Origin of the sequence: Sphingomonas sp. (genome assembly GCF_030145815.1) — a bacterium.
Lineage (GTDB): Bacteria > Pseudomonadota > Alphaproteobacteria > Sphingomonadales > Sphingomonadaceae > Sphingomonas.
The window spans coordinates 81,322-98,294 of sequence record NZ_JAIXHL010000003.1 but is presented as its reverse complement, the minus strand read 5'-3'; the positions used below and the strand labels follow the sequence as shown (position 1 = coordinate 98,294).

At 67.3% G+C, this 16,973-nt stretch carries 18 protein-coding genes; 12 read left to right on the top strand and 6 right to left on the bottom strand.

Annotation, left to right across the window (positions count from 1 at the left end; all coding sequences use genetic code 11):
• Positions 1-61 precede the first annotated feature (61 nt).
• From KYX69_RS03525 to KYX69_RS03510, 4 genes are read left to right on the top strand one after another with little or no spacing between them, the layout of a single operon-like run.
• Complete coding sequence (locus tag KYX69_RS03525; protein ID WP_300493768.1) at positions 62-1,222, top strand: DUF3089 domain-containing protein; 1,161 nt, start codon at positions 62-64, stop codon at positions 1,220-1,222.
• Positions 1,219-1,680 carry a Holliday junction resolvase RuvX gene (gene ruvX, locus KYX69_RS03520; RefSeq protein ID WP_300493765.1) on the top strand — a complete coding sequence of 154 codons (462 nt, stop codon included), beginning with the start codon at positions 1,219-1,221 and terminating at the stop codon, positions 1,678-1,680. The genes KYX69_RS03525 and ruvX overlap by 4 nt, the downstream gene beginning before the upstream one ends.
• Before the next feature lie 35 nt (positions 1,681-1,715).
• Positions 1,716-2,708: an aspartate carbamoyltransferase catalytic subunit gene (locus KYX69_RS03515; protein ID WP_300493762.1), complete on the top strand. Its 993-nt coding sequence runs from the start codon at positions 1,716-1,718 to the stop codon at positions 2,706-2,708.
• The gene (locus KYX69_RS03510) at positions 2,705-3,913 is read left to right on the top strand and encodes a dihydroorotase (protein ID WP_300493760.1); all 1,209 of its coding nucleotides are present in this window, start codon (positions 2,705-2,707) and stop codon (positions 3,911-3,913) included. Before KYX69_RS03515 ends, KYX69_RS03510 begins: the two co-directional genes overlap by 4 nt.
• Positions 3,914-3,964: 51 nt before the next feature.
• Here the strand turns inward: KYX69_RS03510 and KYX69_RS03505 are convergent, their stop codons facing one another.
• The 3 genes from KYX69_RS03505 to KYX69_RS03495 are packed head-to-tail and all read right to left on the bottom strand — an operon-like array spanning position 3,965 to position 6,559.
• Positions 3,965-5,299, bottom strand: a complete 1,335-nt coding sequence (locus KYX69_RS03505) for an SPOR domain-containing protein (RefSeq protein ID WP_300493758.1) — start codon at positions 5,297-5,299, stop codon at positions 3,965-3,967.
• 19 nt (positions 5,300-5,318) lie between these two features.
• Positions 5,319-5,837: a hypothetical protein gene (locus KYX69_RS03500; protein ID WP_300493756.1), complete on the bottom strand. Its 519-nt coding sequence runs from the start codon at positions 5,835-5,837 to the stop codon at positions 5,319-5,321.
• Positions 5,837-6,559, bottom strand: a complete 723-nt coding sequence (locus KYX69_RS03495) for a ParA family protein (protein WP_300493754.1) — start codon at positions 6,557-6,559, stop codon at positions 5,837-5,839. Before KYX69_RS03495 ends, KYX69_RS03500 begins: the two co-directional genes overlap by 1 nt.
• Before the next feature lie 186 nt (positions 6,560-6,745).
• Between KYX69_RS03495 and KYX69_RS03490 the strand changes: the two genes are divergently transcribed.
• Positions 6,746-7,762 carry an SPOR domain-containing protein gene (locus KYX69_RS03490; RefSeq protein ID WP_300493753.1) on the top strand — a complete coding sequence of 339 codons (1,017 nt, stop codon included), beginning with the start codon at positions 6,746-6,748 and terminating at the stop codon, positions 7,760-7,762.
• Between the two features lie 175 nt (positions 7,763-7,937).
• Here the strand turns inward: KYX69_RS03490 and serB are convergent, their stop codons facing one another.
• On the bottom strand, positions 7,938-8,816 hold the full coding sequence (serB, locus tag KYX69_RS03485) for a phosphoserine phosphatase SerB (protein WP_300493750.1): 879 nt from the start codon (positions 8,814-8,816) through the stop codon (positions 7,938-7,940).
• On the opposite strand from serB, the gene miaA reads away from it, so the two are divergent.
• The 6 genes from miaA to KYX69_RS03455 all read left to right on the top strand — a co-directional run bounded on the left by miaA (position 8,809) and on the right by KYX69_RS03455 (position 15,178).
• Positions 8,809-9,738 (top strand): tRNA (adenosine(37)-N6)-dimethylallyltransferase MiaA, encoded by a 930-nt coding sequence (gene miaA / locus KYX69_RS03480; RefSeq protein ID WP_300493748.1) that lies wholly within the window; start codon positions 8,809-8,811, stop codon positions 9,736-9,738. The two genes, serB and miaA, sit on opposite strands and share 8 nt — an antisense overlap.
• 85 nt (positions 9,739-9,823) lie before the next feature.
• Complete coding sequence (locus KYX69_RS03475; protein WP_300493746.1) at positions 9,824-11,584, top strand: acetolactate synthase 3 large subunit; 1,761 nt, start codon at positions 9,824-9,826, stop codon at positions 11,582-11,584.
• Positions 11,585-11,588: 4 nt separating this feature from the next.
• Positions 11,589-12,104, top strand: coding sequence for an acetolactate synthase small subunit (ilvN, locus tag KYX69_RS03470; RefSeq protein WP_300493744.1), 516 nt, complete (start codon positions 11,589-11,591; stop codon positions 12,102-12,104).
• Between the two features lie 114 nt (positions 12,105-12,218).
• On the top strand, positions 12,219-13,238 hold the full coding sequence (gene ilvC / locus KYX69_RS03465; protein ID WP_300493742.1) for a ketol-acid reductoisomerase: 1,020 nt from the start codon (positions 12,219-12,221) through the stop codon (positions 13,236-13,238).
• 53 nt (positions 13,239-13,291) lie between these two features.
• Positions 13,292-14,749: an ABC transporter substrate-binding protein gene (locus KYX69_RS03460; protein ID WP_300493740.1), complete on the top strand. Its 1,458-nt coding sequence runs from the start codon at positions 13,292-13,294 to the stop codon at positions 14,747-14,749.
• A 12-nt stretch (positions 14,750-14,761) separates the two neighbouring features.
• A complete protein-coding gene (locus KYX69_RS03455; protein ID WP_300493738.1) occupies positions 14,762-15,178 on the top strand; it encodes a DUF4112 domain-containing protein in 417 nt (138 codons plus the stop codon).
• Positions 15,179-15,183: 5 nt separating this feature from the next.
• On the opposite strand, the gene KYX69_RS03450 is transcribed toward KYX69_RS03455, so the two are convergent.
• Both KYX69_RS03450 and nadC read right to left on the bottom strand, forming a co-directional pair.
• Complete coding sequence (locus KYX69_RS03450) at positions 15,184-15,630, bottom strand: hypothetical protein (RefSeq protein ID WP_300493736.1); 447 nt, start codon at positions 15,628-15,630, stop codon at positions 15,184-15,186.
• Positions 15,631-15,665: 35 nt separating this feature from the next.
• Entirely contained in the window at positions 15,666-16,511 is an 846-nt protein-coding gene (gene nadC, locus KYX69_RS03445) for a carboxylating nicotinate-nucleotide diphosphorylase (protein ID WP_300493734.1), read from the bottom strand.
• Between the two features lie 136 nt (positions 16,512-16,647).
• On the opposite strand from nadC, the gene KYX69_RS03440 reads away from it, so the two are divergent.
• Positions 16,648-16,971, top strand: a complete 324-nt coding sequence (locus tag KYX69_RS03440) for a DUF1476 domain-containing protein (protein ID WP_066661977.1) — start codon at positions 16,648-16,650, stop codon at positions 16,969-16,971.
• The last annotated feature ends 2 nt before the right edge of the window (positions 16,972-16,973 follow it).

Below are 16,973 nucleotides of genomic sequence, written 5' to 3'. Positions count from 1 at the left end.
CGCAACGGAAAGCGATTGCCCGGCAGCGCGTCATGCTGCATTGCACAATGGAGAGCCCGACGTGGCGCGTAAGTTCCTCTATATCGTGGCGGTGTTGATCGTGCTCGCGCTTGCAGCGACCTTTGCGTACCGGATCTGGGGTGTGGAGCTGCTGCGGCAGGCCATGGTCCCCGGCGGCCGCTTCGAATCGCAGGCGGCACTTCCGGCTGACAGCTATGCCCGCGCCGATATGTGGCTCGCCCGCCCCGACAAGCGCGGCAACCCCGCACTATGGACGCCGCGAGGGATCAAGCCCGCCGCCAAGCCCGAGGCGGCCGTCTTCTTCCTCCACCCGACCTCCTACCTCAACCGCGCGAAATGGAACGCGCCGCTCGACGACAAGGAGGCGACCGACCGCGCCAACCTGTTCCTGCGCGGCCAAGCAAGCGCGTTCAACGGCGCAGGCGCGATCTGGGCGCCGCGCTATCGTCAGGCGACCTTTGGCGCGTTCCTCACCACCAAGGCGGATGCGCAACAGGCGCTCGATCTCGCCTACCGCGACATCACCGCCGCATTCGACCAGTTCTTGAAGGAAGCCGGCGACCGCCCGATCATCCTGGCCGGGCATAGTCAGGGCGCGCTCCACCTCACCCGCCTGCTCCGCGACCGCGTGGCGGGCAAGCCGCTCGCAAAGCGGATCGTCGCGGCCTATGTCATTGGCTGGCCGGTGTCGCAGACCGCCGACCTGCCCGCGCTTGGCCTGCCCGAATGCACAGCCGCCGACCAGAGCGGCTGCATCCTGTCGTGGCAGAGCTTTGCCGAGCCCGCCGACCCGTCGCTGATCCTCGACACCTTCGATGCCTCGACCGGCTTCACCGGCGCGCCGCGCAAGGGCACGGCGATGATCTGCAGCAACCCTGTCACCGGAACTCCAGCGGCGAAGGACGCGGCAATGTTCGATGTCGGCAATCTGCTTCCAGCATCCGACCTGTCGTCGGCCACGCTGGCGAAGAACAAGACTACGCTGCGCTGTGACGGTCGCGGGTTCCTGATGCTTGGCACGGTGCCGTCGGGGGTTGGCGGGCAATATGTCCTGCCCGGCAACAATTATCATGTGTTCGACTACACCCTGTTCTGGAGCAATGTCCGCGCCGATGCCGAGCGTCGGCTCAAGGCGCACCGCGACCGGCGCAGCGCGTGGATCGACATTTTCGCGCCCTTCGGACGCCGCACGGCGGGATGATCACCACCGACGCCGCTGCATTCCGGGACGCCCTGCCCGACGGCGGGCGCCTGCTCGGCCTCGATGTCGGGACCAAGACGATCGGCACTGCCCTGTGCGACGCCGGCTGGTCCTTCGCCAGCCCCGCGCATCTGATCAAGCGCACCAAATTCACCGCCGACAAGGCCGAGCTGGTCGCCCTGATCGGTCAGCAACAGGTGAAAGGGCTGGTCATCGGCCTTCCCCTTAACCTCGACGGGACCGACAGCCCGCGCACGCAATCGACCCGCGCCTTCGCCCGCAACCTCGCCGACCTGAACCTCCCGATCTTCCTGTGGGACGAACGCTGGTCCACCGCCGCGGTCGAGCGTCAGATGATCGCCGAAGACCTCTCCCGCGCCAAACGCGCCGAACGGGTCGACAAGCTCGCGGCAAGCTACATCCTGCAAGGGGCGATCGACGCTTTGACCACAGGCTAGACTTGCCCTCCCCGCCTCGCTAACCCGCGCCTTTAATGCAACCGCCGATCGATCATCGCCCCGGCGCCCAGATTCAGGGGCGTGCCGTGTTCCCGCACGCGCACCTGACGGGCATTTCCGGGCTTCAGCCGCACGAAATCCTGTTCCTGCTCGACGAGGCGGAACAGTGGATCGAGGCGAACCGCAACCGCGCGCCCAGCGATCATCGCCTCGACGGGTTGACCCAGATCAACGCCTTTTTCGAGAACTCGACCCGCACGCTGCTGAGCTTCGAGATTGCGGGCAAGCGGCTTGGCGCCGACGTCGTCAACATGCACGCCGCACAGTCGAGCGTGAAGAAGGGTGAGACGCTGATCGACACCGCGATGACGCTCAACGCGATGCGCGCGGACGTGATCGTGATCCGGCACATGTCGTCCGGCGCGGTGCAGCTGATTGCCGACAAGGTCGATTGCCCGGTGCTCAACGCCGGCGACGGCAGCCATGAGCATCCGACCCAGGCGCTGCTCGACGCCCTCACCATCCGCCGCCGCCGGGGCAGCATCGCGCATCAGCGCGTGGTGATCTGCGGCGACATCCTGCACAGCCGCGTCGCGCGCTCGAACATCCTCGCGCTCACCGCGCTGGCGGCAGAGGTGCGCGTCGTCGCCCCCTCGACGCTGATGCCCGCCGCGATCGAGAAGATGCACGTCACCCCCTTCACCGATTTCGATGCGGCGCTGGAGGGGGCGGACGTGGTGATGATGTTGCGGCTGCAGAATGAGCGGATGTCCGGGGCCTACATCCCCTCGACCCGCGAATATCACCTCAACTACGGCCTGACACTTGAACGCCTCAAGCGTGCCAAGCCCGATGCGCTGGTCATGCACCCCGGCCCGATGAATCGCGGGGTCGAAATCGACTCAGTCGTCGCCGACCTGCCTGGCCGCTCCGCGATCACCGAACAGGTCGAAATGGGCGTCGCGGTGCGCATGGCGTGCCTCGACGTGCTGACCCGGCGCGCGCGCGGCGTGGAGGGCTGGGCATGAACCGCATCTTCCGCAACGCCCGGCTGGTCTGCCCAGAGGGTGGCGAGCGCAGCGGCGACCTGTTCGTCGCCGAGGAACGGATCGTCGACAGCGCGCCCGAGGGAGCCGAGGTCATCGACTGCGGCGGCAAGCTGCTCGCCCCCGCCCTCACCGATCTCGGCGTGTTTGCGATGGACAAGGCGGCGTGCCGCGCCGGCGGGATCGCACGCATCGGGCTGATGCCCGATCAGTCGCCCGTGCTCGACGGCCCCGGCCTCGTCCAGCGCGCCGCCGACATGGGCAAGCCCGAACTCTGGGTCCACCCGATCGCCGCTGCGACGCGCGGGCTGGAGGGCGTGGACCTCGCCGAGTATGCGACCAACACGGATGTCGGCGCGCGCGCCGTAGGCACCGGGCGTGGGTGGATCGCCGATAGCGGCGTGATGCGCCGCGTCCTTGCCTATGCCCGCGATTGCGGGCTGGTCGTTATCTCGCACGCCGAAGATGCCGGGCTGACGCGCAACGCTGTGGCGACCGAAGGCGAGACTGCGACCCGGCTCGGCCTCCCCGCTGCCCCCGCAATTGCGGAGGCACTGGCGGTCCAGCGCGATCTCACCCTTGCCGAAGCGACCGGCGCGGCGGTCCATTTCCGTCAGCTGACCACCGCCGCCGCGTTCGCACTTGTCCGCGCGGCAAAGGCGCGGGGCGTGGGTGTCACCTGTGGCATTACGCCAGCGCATCTGCTGCTGTCCGACATCAACCTGTCGGACTTCCGCACCTTCGCGCGCCTGTCCCCGCCGCTGCGCGACGACAGCGACCGACTTGCCGCGCTCGCCGCGCTCGCCGACGGGACAATCGACGTCCTCTGCTCCGGCCACGACCCACGCGGGCCGGAGGAAAAGCGCCTGCCGTTCGCCGATGCGACGCCGGGCATGGCCGGTGCCGCGACACTGCTAACGCTGGGGTTGGGACTGGTGCGTGAGGGGCATGTGACGCTCGACCGCCTGTTCACCCTCGTCGCGCGCAACCCGGCGCGGATCCTCGGCATCGACACCGGCACGCTCGCTCCGGGCATGCCCGCCGACCTGGTGCTGATCGATCCCGAAGCGCCGTGGCAGATCGTCGCCGACACCATGCCGGGCAAGGCGGGCAACACCCCGTTCGACGGCTTGCCCGTCCAGGGCAAGGCACTCCGCCTGTTCAAGGGCGGCAGCGAGGTCCGCTGAAACGAACAGGGCCGGGAGTGACCCCGGCCCTTTCTCATTCAGTCGCGTGGTTCAGCGCGACGCGCTGCGCGCCCATCCGGCCGGCTTGTCACCCGCTGCGGGGCGCACGAAGCACTTCCCACCATCGCCGCGCACTTCGCGGCACAGCGCGTCGGCATCGGCGCGGGCGAGCCCGCCGACCGCCAGCCGCTGAAATGCCCCCGCCTTGGTAGATACGCTGGCGCTCGCCGGGGTCAGGCTCTTGAGCTGCGGCGTGCGGCGCACCATCCGCCCCCATGCGTCACGCGCGACGCCGATGCTGTCATAGGCACCAAGCTGGACATACCAGCTGCCCTTGGTGAAGCGCTGGGTCGACGAAACATCGACGCGGACCGGCTTGGTTGCGCCAACACTGGCGACCGATGTCTCAGCGCGAACCGCGCGGGTCGGGATCGCCTGGACGATCTCCTGACGCGGCGCAAAGACGACCTGTTGGCCGCTCGGCGCCGTGATCGACGGACCTTGTGCGACTTCTGCCGCCGCCACATCGACGGTCGTAGCGGCAACCGCAGCGACCGCCTCGACCGGCGCTGGGCCGGGCATATAGGTTTCGACCGGATCGGCGACCTGCGCCGCCGCAACCGCGCTGGTCATCGCTTGCGCCAGCGCGAGCCGCTCAGGCTGCCCCTTGTCGGCGATCGGAGTCACGCCGAGCAGCGACGCGACCTGATCATAAGCGTTCTGCGGGCGCGCAAAGCTCGCCCATTGCATCATGCGGCCATCGACTTGGTCAGGCGACAGATCGAGCGCGGCAATCGCCCGCGCCTGCGGCCACTGGCCCGCGAGCGCGAGGCTGAGCGCAAGGTTCTGGCGCGTCTTGGCGTCGGCGCCGGGCTGGCGCGCAATCTCCATCAACAGCGCAACCGCGCCGGCCGGATCACCCGCCAAGGCCATGGCGAGGCCGCGGTCGCTTGCGGGGATCGTCGCCGAATGCGTCGCCAGCGTCTGGCGCGCGACATCCCACTCGCCGGTCGCGATCTGCGCCAGCGCGAGGTTGAGCGCGGTGCGGCCATTGGCCGGATCGAGCGACAGCGCCTCGTTCAGCGCCTGCGCCGCCGACACGAAGCGGCCCGCGAACAGATAGGATTCGCCGAGGAGCTTGCGGTATTCGCCATTGCGCGGATCGAGCGTCACCGCTGCTTCGGCATGCGTGACCGCCTTTTGCCCCTCACCCTTTTTCAGGGCCTTGGTCGCGGCGGCGGCTTCCTTCGCGGCGCGGCGCAGATCGGCGTTTTCAACCCCGCTGCTGGCGACGGCGAGGCCGCCGATCAGCGTCGGGCCGCCGACGATCGGTGCACCCAGCACCAGTGCCGAAACCGAGATGGTCAGAATGCGACGAACGTTCATGGCTCTGTGTCCCCCTGGATCAGCGCGCCTTGCCCGCAGGGAGCCGGTCAACCAGCGCCCCCAGTTCGGGCAAAGATTCAAGAAATGCATCGAGCGCCTCGGTGACGATAACCTGCGCCGAGCGGCCAGTGACCGCCGAGGCGAGACGCAGCTTGAGGTGACGGTCGTGATCGAGCCGAAGCGTGAACGCCGCCTTGCCCTTCCGCGCGCCGACCTCGCGCCCGATCCGGGCGGCGGTGGCGGTCGATACGGGGCGCGCCGGCGTTTCGGGTTCAGGCGCCACGGGGGCGGCCACGGGCTGCGGCGGCGGGGCAAACTCTTCGACCAGCGTCTGCCGCTGGGTCAGCACCGGCGGCACCGGTTCATATGTCGGCGCAGGCGGCAGATCGCTGCCCATGTCGTTCCAGCCGAGATCGTCGAGCGATGTACCCGGATCGAGGCCCACAAAACCTTGCGGGCGCATCGCGGGGCGTGCCTGTCCCTTGCGGGCGAGCAGGCCCGAAGACAGCGACGCGGCGGGCTTGGCGGAGCCGAACATCAGCTCACCACCCGGCGGCCAAAGCCACCCTGCGGACGCCCGGCAAAGGCGGCATGGGGCGCGGCCGCAACGGCGGGCGCGCTGAACACGGTGCGGCGAAAATTCTTTTCGAGCCGGTCGTTGATATAGGCCCAGAGCGCGGTGACCTCGGCGGCGGACTTGCCGTTCGGATCGACCTCCATCACGGTGCGGCCGTCGATCATCGATGCGGCAAAATCGGTGCGGTGGTGCAGCGTCACCGGCGCGACCGTGCCGTGCTGCGACAGCGCGACGGCGGCTTCGCTGGTGATCTTGGCCTTGGGCGTCGCGGCGTTGACGACGAAGATCAGCGGCTTGCCCGCACGGTCGCACAGATCGACCGTGGCGCCGACGGCGCGCAGATCGTGCGGCGACGGGCGGGTCGGAATGACGATCAGTTCGGCAACCTGGATCACGCTCTGGATCGCCATGGTGATCGCTGGCGGGGTATCGATCACCGCGAGGCGAAAGCCCTGCTGGCGCAACACCTCAAGATCGGCAGCCAGCCGGGCGACCGTGGTCTGCGCAAAGGCGGGGAAATCCGTCTCGCGCTCGTTCCACCAATCGGAGAGCGACCCTTGCGGATCGATGTCGATCAACACGACGGGGCCGGCACCCGACCGCTGCGCCTGCACCGCGAGGTGCCCGCTCAGCGTGGTCTTGCCCGATCCACCCTTTTGTGATGCCATCGCTAATACGCGCATCGACCCCTCGAAAAAATCCCGGTTACCCAGACTTGGGGATGCCATCGGGAAGCTAAGAAGGGGTTAATACGGTAGTCGTACGCCGGACATGTCCCATGCCGGGCTTAACCAAAGCGCAAGCATGTCTTGGCCATGCTATGGTTAACTGGCATTATCCAGGCGTGGTGGGATCGGGGATCTGACGGAATGAAGCAGTTGATCTGGGCGGCGGCGGCGGTCGGCGCGTTGCTGGTCGGCGTGCCGGCATTGGCACAGTCGGATGTGAAGGCCGGGGTCGAAGCATGGCAGCGCGGCGACTATCGCGCCGCCGTCGCGCAATGGCGCGGCCCGGCGGTGGCTGGCGACGCCGATGCGCAGTTCAACATGGGTCAGGCCTATAAATTCGGCCGCGGCGTCCCCGCCGACCTCGCCCAGGCCGAAGAATGGTACCGCAAGGCGGCGCTGCAAGGCCATCCTCAAGCCGAGGAGAATTACGGCCTCGCGCTGTTCGAGAACGGCAAACGGCTGCAAGCGGTCGAATGGCTCGAAAAGGCGGCCGGTCGCGGCGCACCGCGCGCGCAATATGTACTGGGCACGATGTTGTTCAACGGCGACGCGGTGGCCAAGGACTGGGTCCGCGCCTATGCCCTGATCGTCCGCGCATCGGCGCAGGGGCTGCCCCAGGCAGCGACGTCACAGGCGCAAATGGACGGCTATATCTCGCTGGCCGACCGGCAAAAGGGATTGGAACTCGCGCGCGTCTATGAACGCGACGCCGGCCGTCCGAGCATCGCCGCCGTTCAGCCGCCGCGCGGCACCCAGCCGCCGTCCGCAATCGGACGAACTCAGCTCCCGCCCTCCACTGCCTATCAGCCGCGCGACCCGATCCCGGCCCCGACGCCCGCACCGACCGAAAGCGCGCAGACGCGCCCCTCCCCACCCATCGTTCGTCCTGCGCCCAAACCGACGCCGAAGCCTGCGCCCACTCCGGTGGCAACGGCGGCAATCCGCGACGGCGGCTGGAAACTTCAGCTCGGCGCGTTCGGCGAGGCCGGCAACGCGCAGAAATTGTGGTCCCAGGTCGGCGGCCGCTTCCCCGGTCGCAAGGTCAGCTATGTGAAGTCCGGCCGCCTGACCAAGGTGCTGGTCGGCCCCTTCGCCTCCAGCGCCGAAGCGAGCGCAGCGTGCCGCAGCCTAAGCCCGTGCGTGCCGGTGCGGGAGTAAATCTCACTCCTCCCCTGCGCAGCAGGGGAGGTGGCAGCACGCAGTGCTGACGGAGGGGCCGCCCTCGCAGAGGGCGGAACTTTGCCGAGCTGTTCCACGGCCGTCTGCGCGGCCGCCCCTCCACCACTCGCTTCGCGAGCGGTCCCCCTCCCCTGCGCTGCAGGGGAGGAATAGATCACTCCACCCAATCCCCCCGCGCAATCCCCTGCGCATAGAGCAACGCCGTCAGATCCCCATGGTCGATCCGCGCGCCCGCCGCCGCTGCCACGATCGGCTTGGCGTGATAGGCGACGCCCAGCCCAGCCTTGCGGATCATCGCGAGGTCATTCGCCCCATCGCCGACCGCCAGCGTAGCCGAGGCGTCCAGCCCCAGCTCCGCCATCGCGCCGAGCAGCGTCACTTCCTTGGTCGATGAATCGACGATCGGCTTGGTCACCGCGCCGGTCAGCGCGTCACCCTCGATCAGCAGTTCATTCGCGATCACCCGGTCGAACCCAATCTGCGCCCCCACCGGCTCGGCAAAGCGCGTAAAGCCACCCGACACCAGGATCGCGGTCGCCCCGCGCGCCTTCATTGTCTGCACCAATGTCCGCGCGCCCGGCATCAGCCGCACCCGCTCGGCCAGGCAGCGGTCGATTGCGTCGGCGCCCAGCCCCTTGAGCAGCGCCACCCGCGCGTCCAGCGCCTCGGCAAAATCCAGCTCGCCGCGCATCGCCGCCTCGGTCACTTCGGCGATCTGCGCCTTGATCCCTGCATAGTCGGCCAGTTCGTCGATGCATTCGACGGTGATCATGGTGGAGTCCATGTCGGCGACGATCAGCGCCTTCTCGCGCCCCTCCGCAGGCTGCACGACCACGTCGACCCGATCAAACGCCCCTTCCAGCGCCACGCGCGCGGCTTCCGGATCGGAATCGAAGAACAGGTCGCTCGCCTTGTCCTCGTCCAGCGTCTCCACGCCGCGCGGGACGCACCCGGCATCGCTCAGCTTGTCCAGCGCGGAGGAAATATCCGCCGCTTCGAGCCGATCCGCTGCTATCAGCGTCGCGATGAACATGCCGCACTCCTCCAGGCCAAGGGTCGCGCTCATTGCAGGACCAACCGCCAGCGGCAAGTCCGCTTTGGCGATCGCGCTCGCGCAGGCGACCGGGGGCACGGTGATCAACGCGGATTCAGCCCAGGTTTATGCCGAGCTGCGCGTGCTCAGCGCGCGTCCCTCCGCGGCGGAAGAAGCACAGGCAACCCACCGCCTGTTCGGCCATGTCACCGGCACCGACGACTATTCCGCCGCGCGCTGGGCGGCGGAAGCCAAGGCGGAGATCGCTGCGGCGCAGGCACGCGGCAGCCTCCCCATCCTCGTGGGCGGGACCGGCATGTATATCCGCACCTTGCTCGACGGCATTGCCCCGGTCCCCGGGATCGACCCTGCGATCCGTGCCGAGGTGCGCGCGCTCCCTGTCACAGAGGCACATGCCCTGCTGACCGAGCGCGACTCCGAAGCTGCCGCCCGCCTCGCCCCCGCCGACACTACCCGCGTCGCCCGCGCGCTGGAGGTCGTGACCGCCACCGGCCGCACCCTTTCCGAGTGGCAACAGGCCAAGGTCGGCGGCATCGGCGACCAGATCGACCTAGCCCCGCTGATCCTCCTCCCCGACCGCGCATGGCTGACCGAACGCTGCGACCGCCGGCTCGCCGCGATGTTCGACGCGGGCGCGATCGATGAGGTCGCCGCCCTGCTCGCCCGCGACGACATTCCGCCCGAAGCCCCGGTACGCAAGGCGATCGGGGTGCCAGAGATCGCGGCGATGCTCGCCGGCGAAATCGGGCGCGCAGAGGCACTTGAGCGCGCTCAGGCGGCGACCCGGCAATATGCCAAGCGCCAATATACCTGGCTGCGTCACCAGCCACCGGCGGACTGGCCGCGCACCGACGCGACAGATATTATCAATCGAATGGCTAATTTCGTACGAATCGTATAATCACAGCACTTGACACGCATCATTCATACGCATAGCAGCGCGCTTCCCCCATCGCATTGCACTGCGGCAAACAAGGAGACGACCCGTGGCCGAGAAAAGCGGAGCAGACATTCTGATCGAGGCGCTGGTCGACCTCGGTGTGGAGGTCGTGTTCGGCTATCCCGGCGGCGCGGTGCTCCCGATTTACGACGCGATCTTCAAGCAAAAGCGGATTCGCCACATCCTCGTCCGCCACGAACAGGCGGCGACGCACGCGGCGGAGGGCTATGCGCGCTCGACCGGCAAGCCCGGCGTGGTGCTCGTCACCTCCGGCCCCGGCGCAACCAATGCGGTCACCGGCATCACCGATGCGCTGATGGATTCGATCCCGATGGTCGTCATCACCGGCCAGGTCCCGACGCACCTGATCGGCAGCGACGCGTTTCAGGAGGCGGACACGGTCGGCATCACGCGCCACTGCACCAAGCATAATTATTTGGTGAAGGACCCCGCGCATCTGGGCGCGGTGGTGCATGAGGCGTTCCACATCGCGACCTCCGGCCGCCCCGGCCCGGTCGTGATCGACATCCCCAAGGACGTCCAGATCGCCACCGCGCGCTACACCAAGCCGGGCCCGATCCAGCACAAAACCTATCGCCCGCAGGTGAAGGCCGACAAGGCGCTGATCGAGGTGGCGGTCGAGATGCTCGCGGCGGCGGAACGACCCGTCTTCTACACCGGCGGCGGCGTCATCAACTCCGGCCCCGGCGCGTCGCAGCTGCTGCGCGAGCTGGCCAAGATCACCGGCGCACCGGTGACCTCCACGCTGATGGGCCTTGGCGCCTTCCCGGCATCGTCCGACCAGTGGCTCGGCATGCTTGGCATGCACGGCACCTATGAAGCCAATTACGCGATGAATCAGGCCGACCTGATCATCGCGGTCGGCGCGCGCTTCGACGATCGCGTGACGGGACGGCTCGACGCCTTCGCGCCGCATGCGAAGAAGATCCATATCGATATCGACCGCTCGTCGATGAACAAGACGGTGCGCGTCGACCTGCCGATCGTCGCCGATGTCGGCCACGCGCTCGAGGACATGCTGCGTATCTGGAAGGCGCGCCAGCATCCCAAGCCCGACCTGTCCGAATGGTGGCGCCGCATCGAAGGATGGCGCGCGGTCAAGTGCCTAGACTTCCCCGAGGAAGGCCCCGGCATCGACGCCAGCACGATCATGCCGCAGCGCGCGATCCAGGCGCTGTGGGAGGCGACGCGCGACCAGGCCCCGATCATCACGACCGAGGTTGGCCAGCACCAGATGTGGGCGGCGCAGCACTTCCATTTCGAGGCGCCCAACAAGTGGCTGACGTCGGGTGGTCTGGGCACAATGGGCTACGGCCTGCCCGCCGCGATCGGCGCGCAGTTGGGCAACCCCAAAGCGCTGGTGATCGACATCGCCGGCGAAGCGTCGATCCAGATGAACATCCAGGAGCTGGCGACCGCGACCCAATATCGCCTGCCGGTCAAGATCTTCATCTTGAACAACGAATATATGGGGATGGTCCGCCAATGGCAGGAACTGACCTATTCGAGCCGTTATTCGGAGAGTTACAGCGACTCGCTGCCCGATTTCGTCAAGCTCGCCGAAGCTTATGGTTGGAAGGGCATTCTGATCGAGCATCGCGATCAGCTCGACGCGGGAATCGCCGACATGCTGGCCCATGACGGGCCGGTCATCGTCGACTGCCGCGTCGCGAAACTCGCCAACTGCTTCCCGATGATCCCGTCGGGCGCCGCCCATACCGACATGCTCCTCCAGGCCGCCGAGGTTTCCGGCGAAATGGACGACGAAGCCAAGGCGCTGGTCTAAGCTCATGCACATCAAGGAAGAGAAGGCCGAGCGGCACACGCTCGCCATCATCGTCGACAACGAACCGGGCATCCTCGCCCGGATCGCCGGTCTGTTCACCGCGCGCGGCTACAACATCGAGAGCCTGACGGTGAGCGAGATCACCGACGACAAGTCGGTCAGCCGCATCACCATCGTCACAAGCGCGAGCCCGCACGTGCTGGAGCAGATCGTGTCGCAGCTCGACCGCCTCGTGCCTGTGCACAAGGTCCACGATCTCACTGCCGAGGGCGATCATGTCGAGCGCGAACTGGCGCTGGTCAAGGTCGCGGGCACCGGCGACCACCGGATCGAGGCGCTGCGCCTGTCCGAAGTCTATCGCGCCCGTGTGGTCGATGCGACCATCTCCAGCTTCGTGTTCGAAGTGACCGGGACCACCGAAAAGATCGACAAGTTCATCGAATTGATGGGCGAAGTCGGCCTGATCGAAGTCGCCCGCACCGGCATCGTCGCCATCGCACGGGGACGTGAGGCGGCCTGAATCAATCCGTCACCCCTGCGAAAGCCGGGGTCTTGCGCGGCAAGCGCACGGCATAACCACGGGAGACCCCGGCTTTCGCCGGGGTGACGAGCCCGGACCAAAGGGAAGAAGAACATGCGTGTCTATTACGATCGTGACGCCGACCTGAACCTGATCACCGGCAAGAAGATCGCCATTGTCGGCTATGGCAGCCAGGGCCATGCCCATGCCCAGAATTTGCGCGACAGCGGCGTTGGCGAAGTGGCGATCGCGCTGCGTGCCGGTTCGGCGACCGCAAAGAAGGCGGAAAGCGCGGGCTTCAAGGTCATGTCGACCACCGAAGCGGCGAAATGGGCCGATATCCTGATGATTCTGGCGCCCGACGAGCATCAGGCCGCAATCTGGGAACATGACATCAAGGGTCACATGAAGCCGGGCGCCGCGCTCGCCTTTGCCCATGGCCTCAACGTCCATTTCGGCCTGATCGAGCCGCCGGCGGATATCGACGTCATCATGATCGCGCCCAAGGGCCCGGGCCACACCGTGCGCAGCGAATATGTCCGCGGCGGCGGCGTCCCCTGCCTGATCGCAATCCATCAGGATGCGACCGGCAACGCACATGACGTCGCCCTCGCCTATGCCAGCGGCGTCGGTGGCGGCCGTTCGGGCATCATCGAAACCAACTTCAAGGAAGAGTGCGAGACCGACCTGTTCGGCGAGCAGGCGGTTCTGTGCGGCGGCATCACCCACCTGATCCAGGCCGGGTTCGAGACTCTGGTAGAGGCGGGTTACGCCCCCGAAATGGCTTATTTCGAGTGCCTGCACGAGACCAAGCTGATCGTCGATCTGCTCTATGAAGGCGGCATCGCCAACATGCGCTACTCGATCTCGAACACCGCGGAATATGGTGACATCAAGACGGGCCCGCGCATCATCACCGACGAGACCAAGGCCGAAATGAAGCGCGTGCTCGCCGACATCCAGTCGGGCCGCTTCGTCAAGGATTTCGTCCTCGACAACCGCGCCGGTCAGCCCGAGCTGAAGGCCAGCCGCAAGGCCGCCGCCGCGCATCCGATCGAACAGGTCGGCAGCGAGCTGCGCGCGATGATGCCGTGGATCGGCGCGAACAAGCTGGTCGACAAGGAAAAGAACTGACCGAACGCCGGGGCGGGGTTGGCTTCCCCGCCCCGCCTCCATAAAGCTAGGGCATGCGCTTCCCCGCCCTGCCCCTCGCCCTCGCGCTCGCGCTGTTCGCGGGCGGGTGTGAGCGGCGGCCCGACGACGTCCCGGTGGTGGTGAGCGCGATCGGCGACCCCGCGACACTCCGCGATCCCACACGCGGCCCGCTCGGCTTCCCCGACAGCGTGCTGCTCGCCGCGACCGCACAGGGGCTTGTCCGGTTCGACGCCAATGGCGGGATCGAGCCGGGCGTGGCGGAGCGCTGGATCGTCAGCGATGAGGGCCGCAGCTACATCTTTCGCATCCGCAACGCCGAATGGCCCGACGGCGGCAAGGTGACCGCGGCGCAGGTCGTCGCGAGCCTGCGCGGAGCGATCGCGACCACCACGCGCTCATCCTATGCACCATTCGTCGCGGTGATCGACGAAATCGTCGAGATGACCCCACAGGTGATCGAGGTGCGGCTGAAGCATCCCCGCCCCGACCTGCTCAAGCTGTTTGCGCAGCCCGAGTTCGCCATTCTGCGCCGCCCCCGCCTCGCCGGCACCGGGCCGCTGCGTGCCGATGCGCAAGGCGGCGGCACACCACTGCTCCGCCCCGTGCCTGATCCCTATGCGGTCGTGGAAAATGCCGCAGCGCCGGAAGCCGCCGAGAATGTCCGCCTGATCGGCGAACGCGCGGCCGTCGCGCTGGCGCGCTTCGCGGCGCGCGAATCCGACCTGATCCTGGGTGGCACGTTCCGCGACTGGCCGCTGCTGGATCATGCGGGGGTCGCACCCGCCAACCTGCGCATCGACCCGGCCGTCGGCCTGTTCGGACTGGCGATCGTCTCGGACGAAGGCTTCACCGCCGATCCGGCCAATCGCGCGGCGCTGGCAATGGCGATCGACCGCGCGGCGCTCACCGCGCGCTTCCGCCCGGAATGGGCTCCGGTCGAAACCCTGCTGCCCGCGCAGCTCGATTCGGCAGCAGCGCCCGCAGCGCCCGCTTGGCTCGCACAGCCGCTGGACGCGCGGCGGATCTTGGCGCGCAATCAGGTGGCGGCCTGGCGCGCCGCCAATCCCGACGCATCGCCGGTCATCCGCATCGCAATGCCGCGCAGTCTTGGCAGCAAGCTGATCTGGTATAGCCTCCTGCGCGATCTCCGCGCGATCGGACTGCAACCCGCCTGGGTGGCCGAGGGCGAGGATGCCGATCTGCGCCTGATCGACGCAGTGGCGCCTTATGACAGCGCCCGCTGGTATCTCGTCACCGCCTGCCGCAGCTGCCCGGATGAACTCGCCGCCATCATCGACGCCGCCCGCGATGCGCCGACCCTGGCCGATCGTGCGCGACGCATTGCCGAAGCGGACCTCGCGCTCACCGCTGCACAGCGCTATATCCCGATCGCACAACCGTTGCGCTGGTCGGTGGCGGCACTCAGGCTCAGGGCGTTCCAGACAAACCCCCGCGCCTGGCATCCACTGACCCATCTGCGCGAACCATAAGGGAGGACCGACATGGCCAAGGCGACCCGCATGCAACGCACTCCCGGCGCCTTCCCGGTCGGCCGCGACCCGCATTCGGTGCGCCAGCGGGTCACCGCGCTGGAAAAGCTGCTCGAACGCGGCTTCACCATTCCCGGCACCCGCCAGACCGTCGGTCTCGACGCACTCATCGGTCTGATCCCGGTCGGCGGCGACATCATTGCCGCCGGCATGGGGCTCTATATGGTATGGGAAGCGCGCAATATCGGTATGTCGCGCGGCGCGATGCTGCGGATGGTCGGCAATGTGGGCTTCGACTGGCTTCTGGGACTAATCCCGGGAGTGGGCGACATCGCCGACTTTTTCTACCGCTCGAACTCACGCAACCTGCGCATCATCAAGCGGCACCTCGACAAGCATCACCCGGCAACCGCCACGATCGATAGCTAATCCGATCAGGCGAGCGGGGGCGGCGGCGCGCTCCCGTCGCTGGCGCGGAACCATGCCGATGCATCGGGACGGAACAGCATCCACACCGCTAATCCGTTCAAGATAAAGGTCACCACGTTCAGCACCGCCGGTAGGATTCCGGTCTTTTCGAACCCGGCCAGCGAGAATGGCAGGCCCACCGCCGACAGTCCGAAGAACACGACGACGACCCATTTCGCAACTTCGCTACGCGTGCGTGCCGTAAAATACCAAAGCATGAGCCACAGGCAGAGGGTGAACAGAGTGACGCCGATCAACAAAGGCTCGCCAAGGTGGCGGACGGGCGGCAGCGCAGCAAAGTTTCGATTTACTTCTGCAAGGGCCGTGCTCCAGCCGAGTGCGGTGTTCACGCCCCACACGACGATCGACGCCAGATAAGCCTGCTCAAACCGGATGATCGATTGCGGTCGCATGAATTTCCCCTCGTGAATTGCCGAAACGCTAGGCGTCAGGCCGGTGCGAAGTCCAGCCCGATATCCGCCGCCGGAGCCGATTGGGTCAGCCGCCCGACGCTGACATAGGTTACGCCCGTCGCGGCGATCGCCGCGATCGTGTCGAGCCGCACCCCGCCGGAAGCTTCGGTGGGCACCCGCCCGGCGACCAGCCCCACCGCTTCACGCAGCAAGTCCGGTCCCATATTGTCGAGCAACAGATGCGTCGCCCCCGCCGCCAGCGCCGGCTCGATCTGGTCGATCCGGTCGACCTCGACGATGATCGCGCCGATGCCCGCCCGCACCGCGCGCGCCACCGCTTCCTCGACCGACCCGGCGACCGCAACGTGATTGTCCTTGATCATTGCCGCATCCCACAGCCCCATGCGATGGTTCTGCGCCCCACCCATCCGCGTCGCATATTTCTCCAGCCGACGCAGACCGGGGATGGTCTTGCGCGTGTCGAGCAAAATCGCCCCGCTCCCCGTCATTGCGTCGACATAGGCGCGCGTCATCGTGGCGATCCCCGAAAGGTGCTGGACGGTGTTGAGCGCCGAGCGTTCGGCGGTGAGCAGCGCGCGTGCATTGCCGCGCAGTCGCATCAGATCGCTACCCGCCGCAACGGCTTCGCCCTCCGCCGCCAAAATCTCGATCTCTACCGCCGGATCGAGCGCCCGGAAAAAAGCAGCCGCAATCGGCAGCCCCGCCACGACCACCGCATCACGGCTGTCCATCACCCCGTCGAACACGGCATCGGGCGGGATGACCGCCTGTGCAGTGACATCGCCCGACCCGACATCCTCCGCCAAGGTGGCGGCGACGAACGCGTCGAGATCGAACCCATCGAGCTGGAAAACGGACATGACAACTCCTGAACCCTGCCCCGCCGCCTACCGCCCCGGTTGATCGCGGGCAATGTCGATACGGCATCCTCCGCCCGTTGCCATGCGCGCGGGCCGCCCCTATTTCCATGGCGAAACACTTTTAGGGGTAAGCCGAATGACCACCTTCGACGATCGCGAGCGCGCGTTCGAAGCCAAATATGTCCGTGACGAGGAAATGGCGTTTCGCGTGACCGCGCGTCGCAACCGGCTGCTCGGCCAGTGGGCGGCGGAAAAGATGGCGCTGACCCCGGAAGAGACCGACGCCTATGCTAAGGCCGTCGTTCAGGCCGATTTCGAGGAATCGGGCGATGAGGACGTCATCCGCAAGCTGCTCGGCGACCTGACCGCTGCCGGGGTGGAAATCGATGATGCTGCCGTGCGCGCGGCGGTCGAGGCGATGACGGTCGAGGCCCGCCGCCAGCTGATTGAGGCGCAGTAATC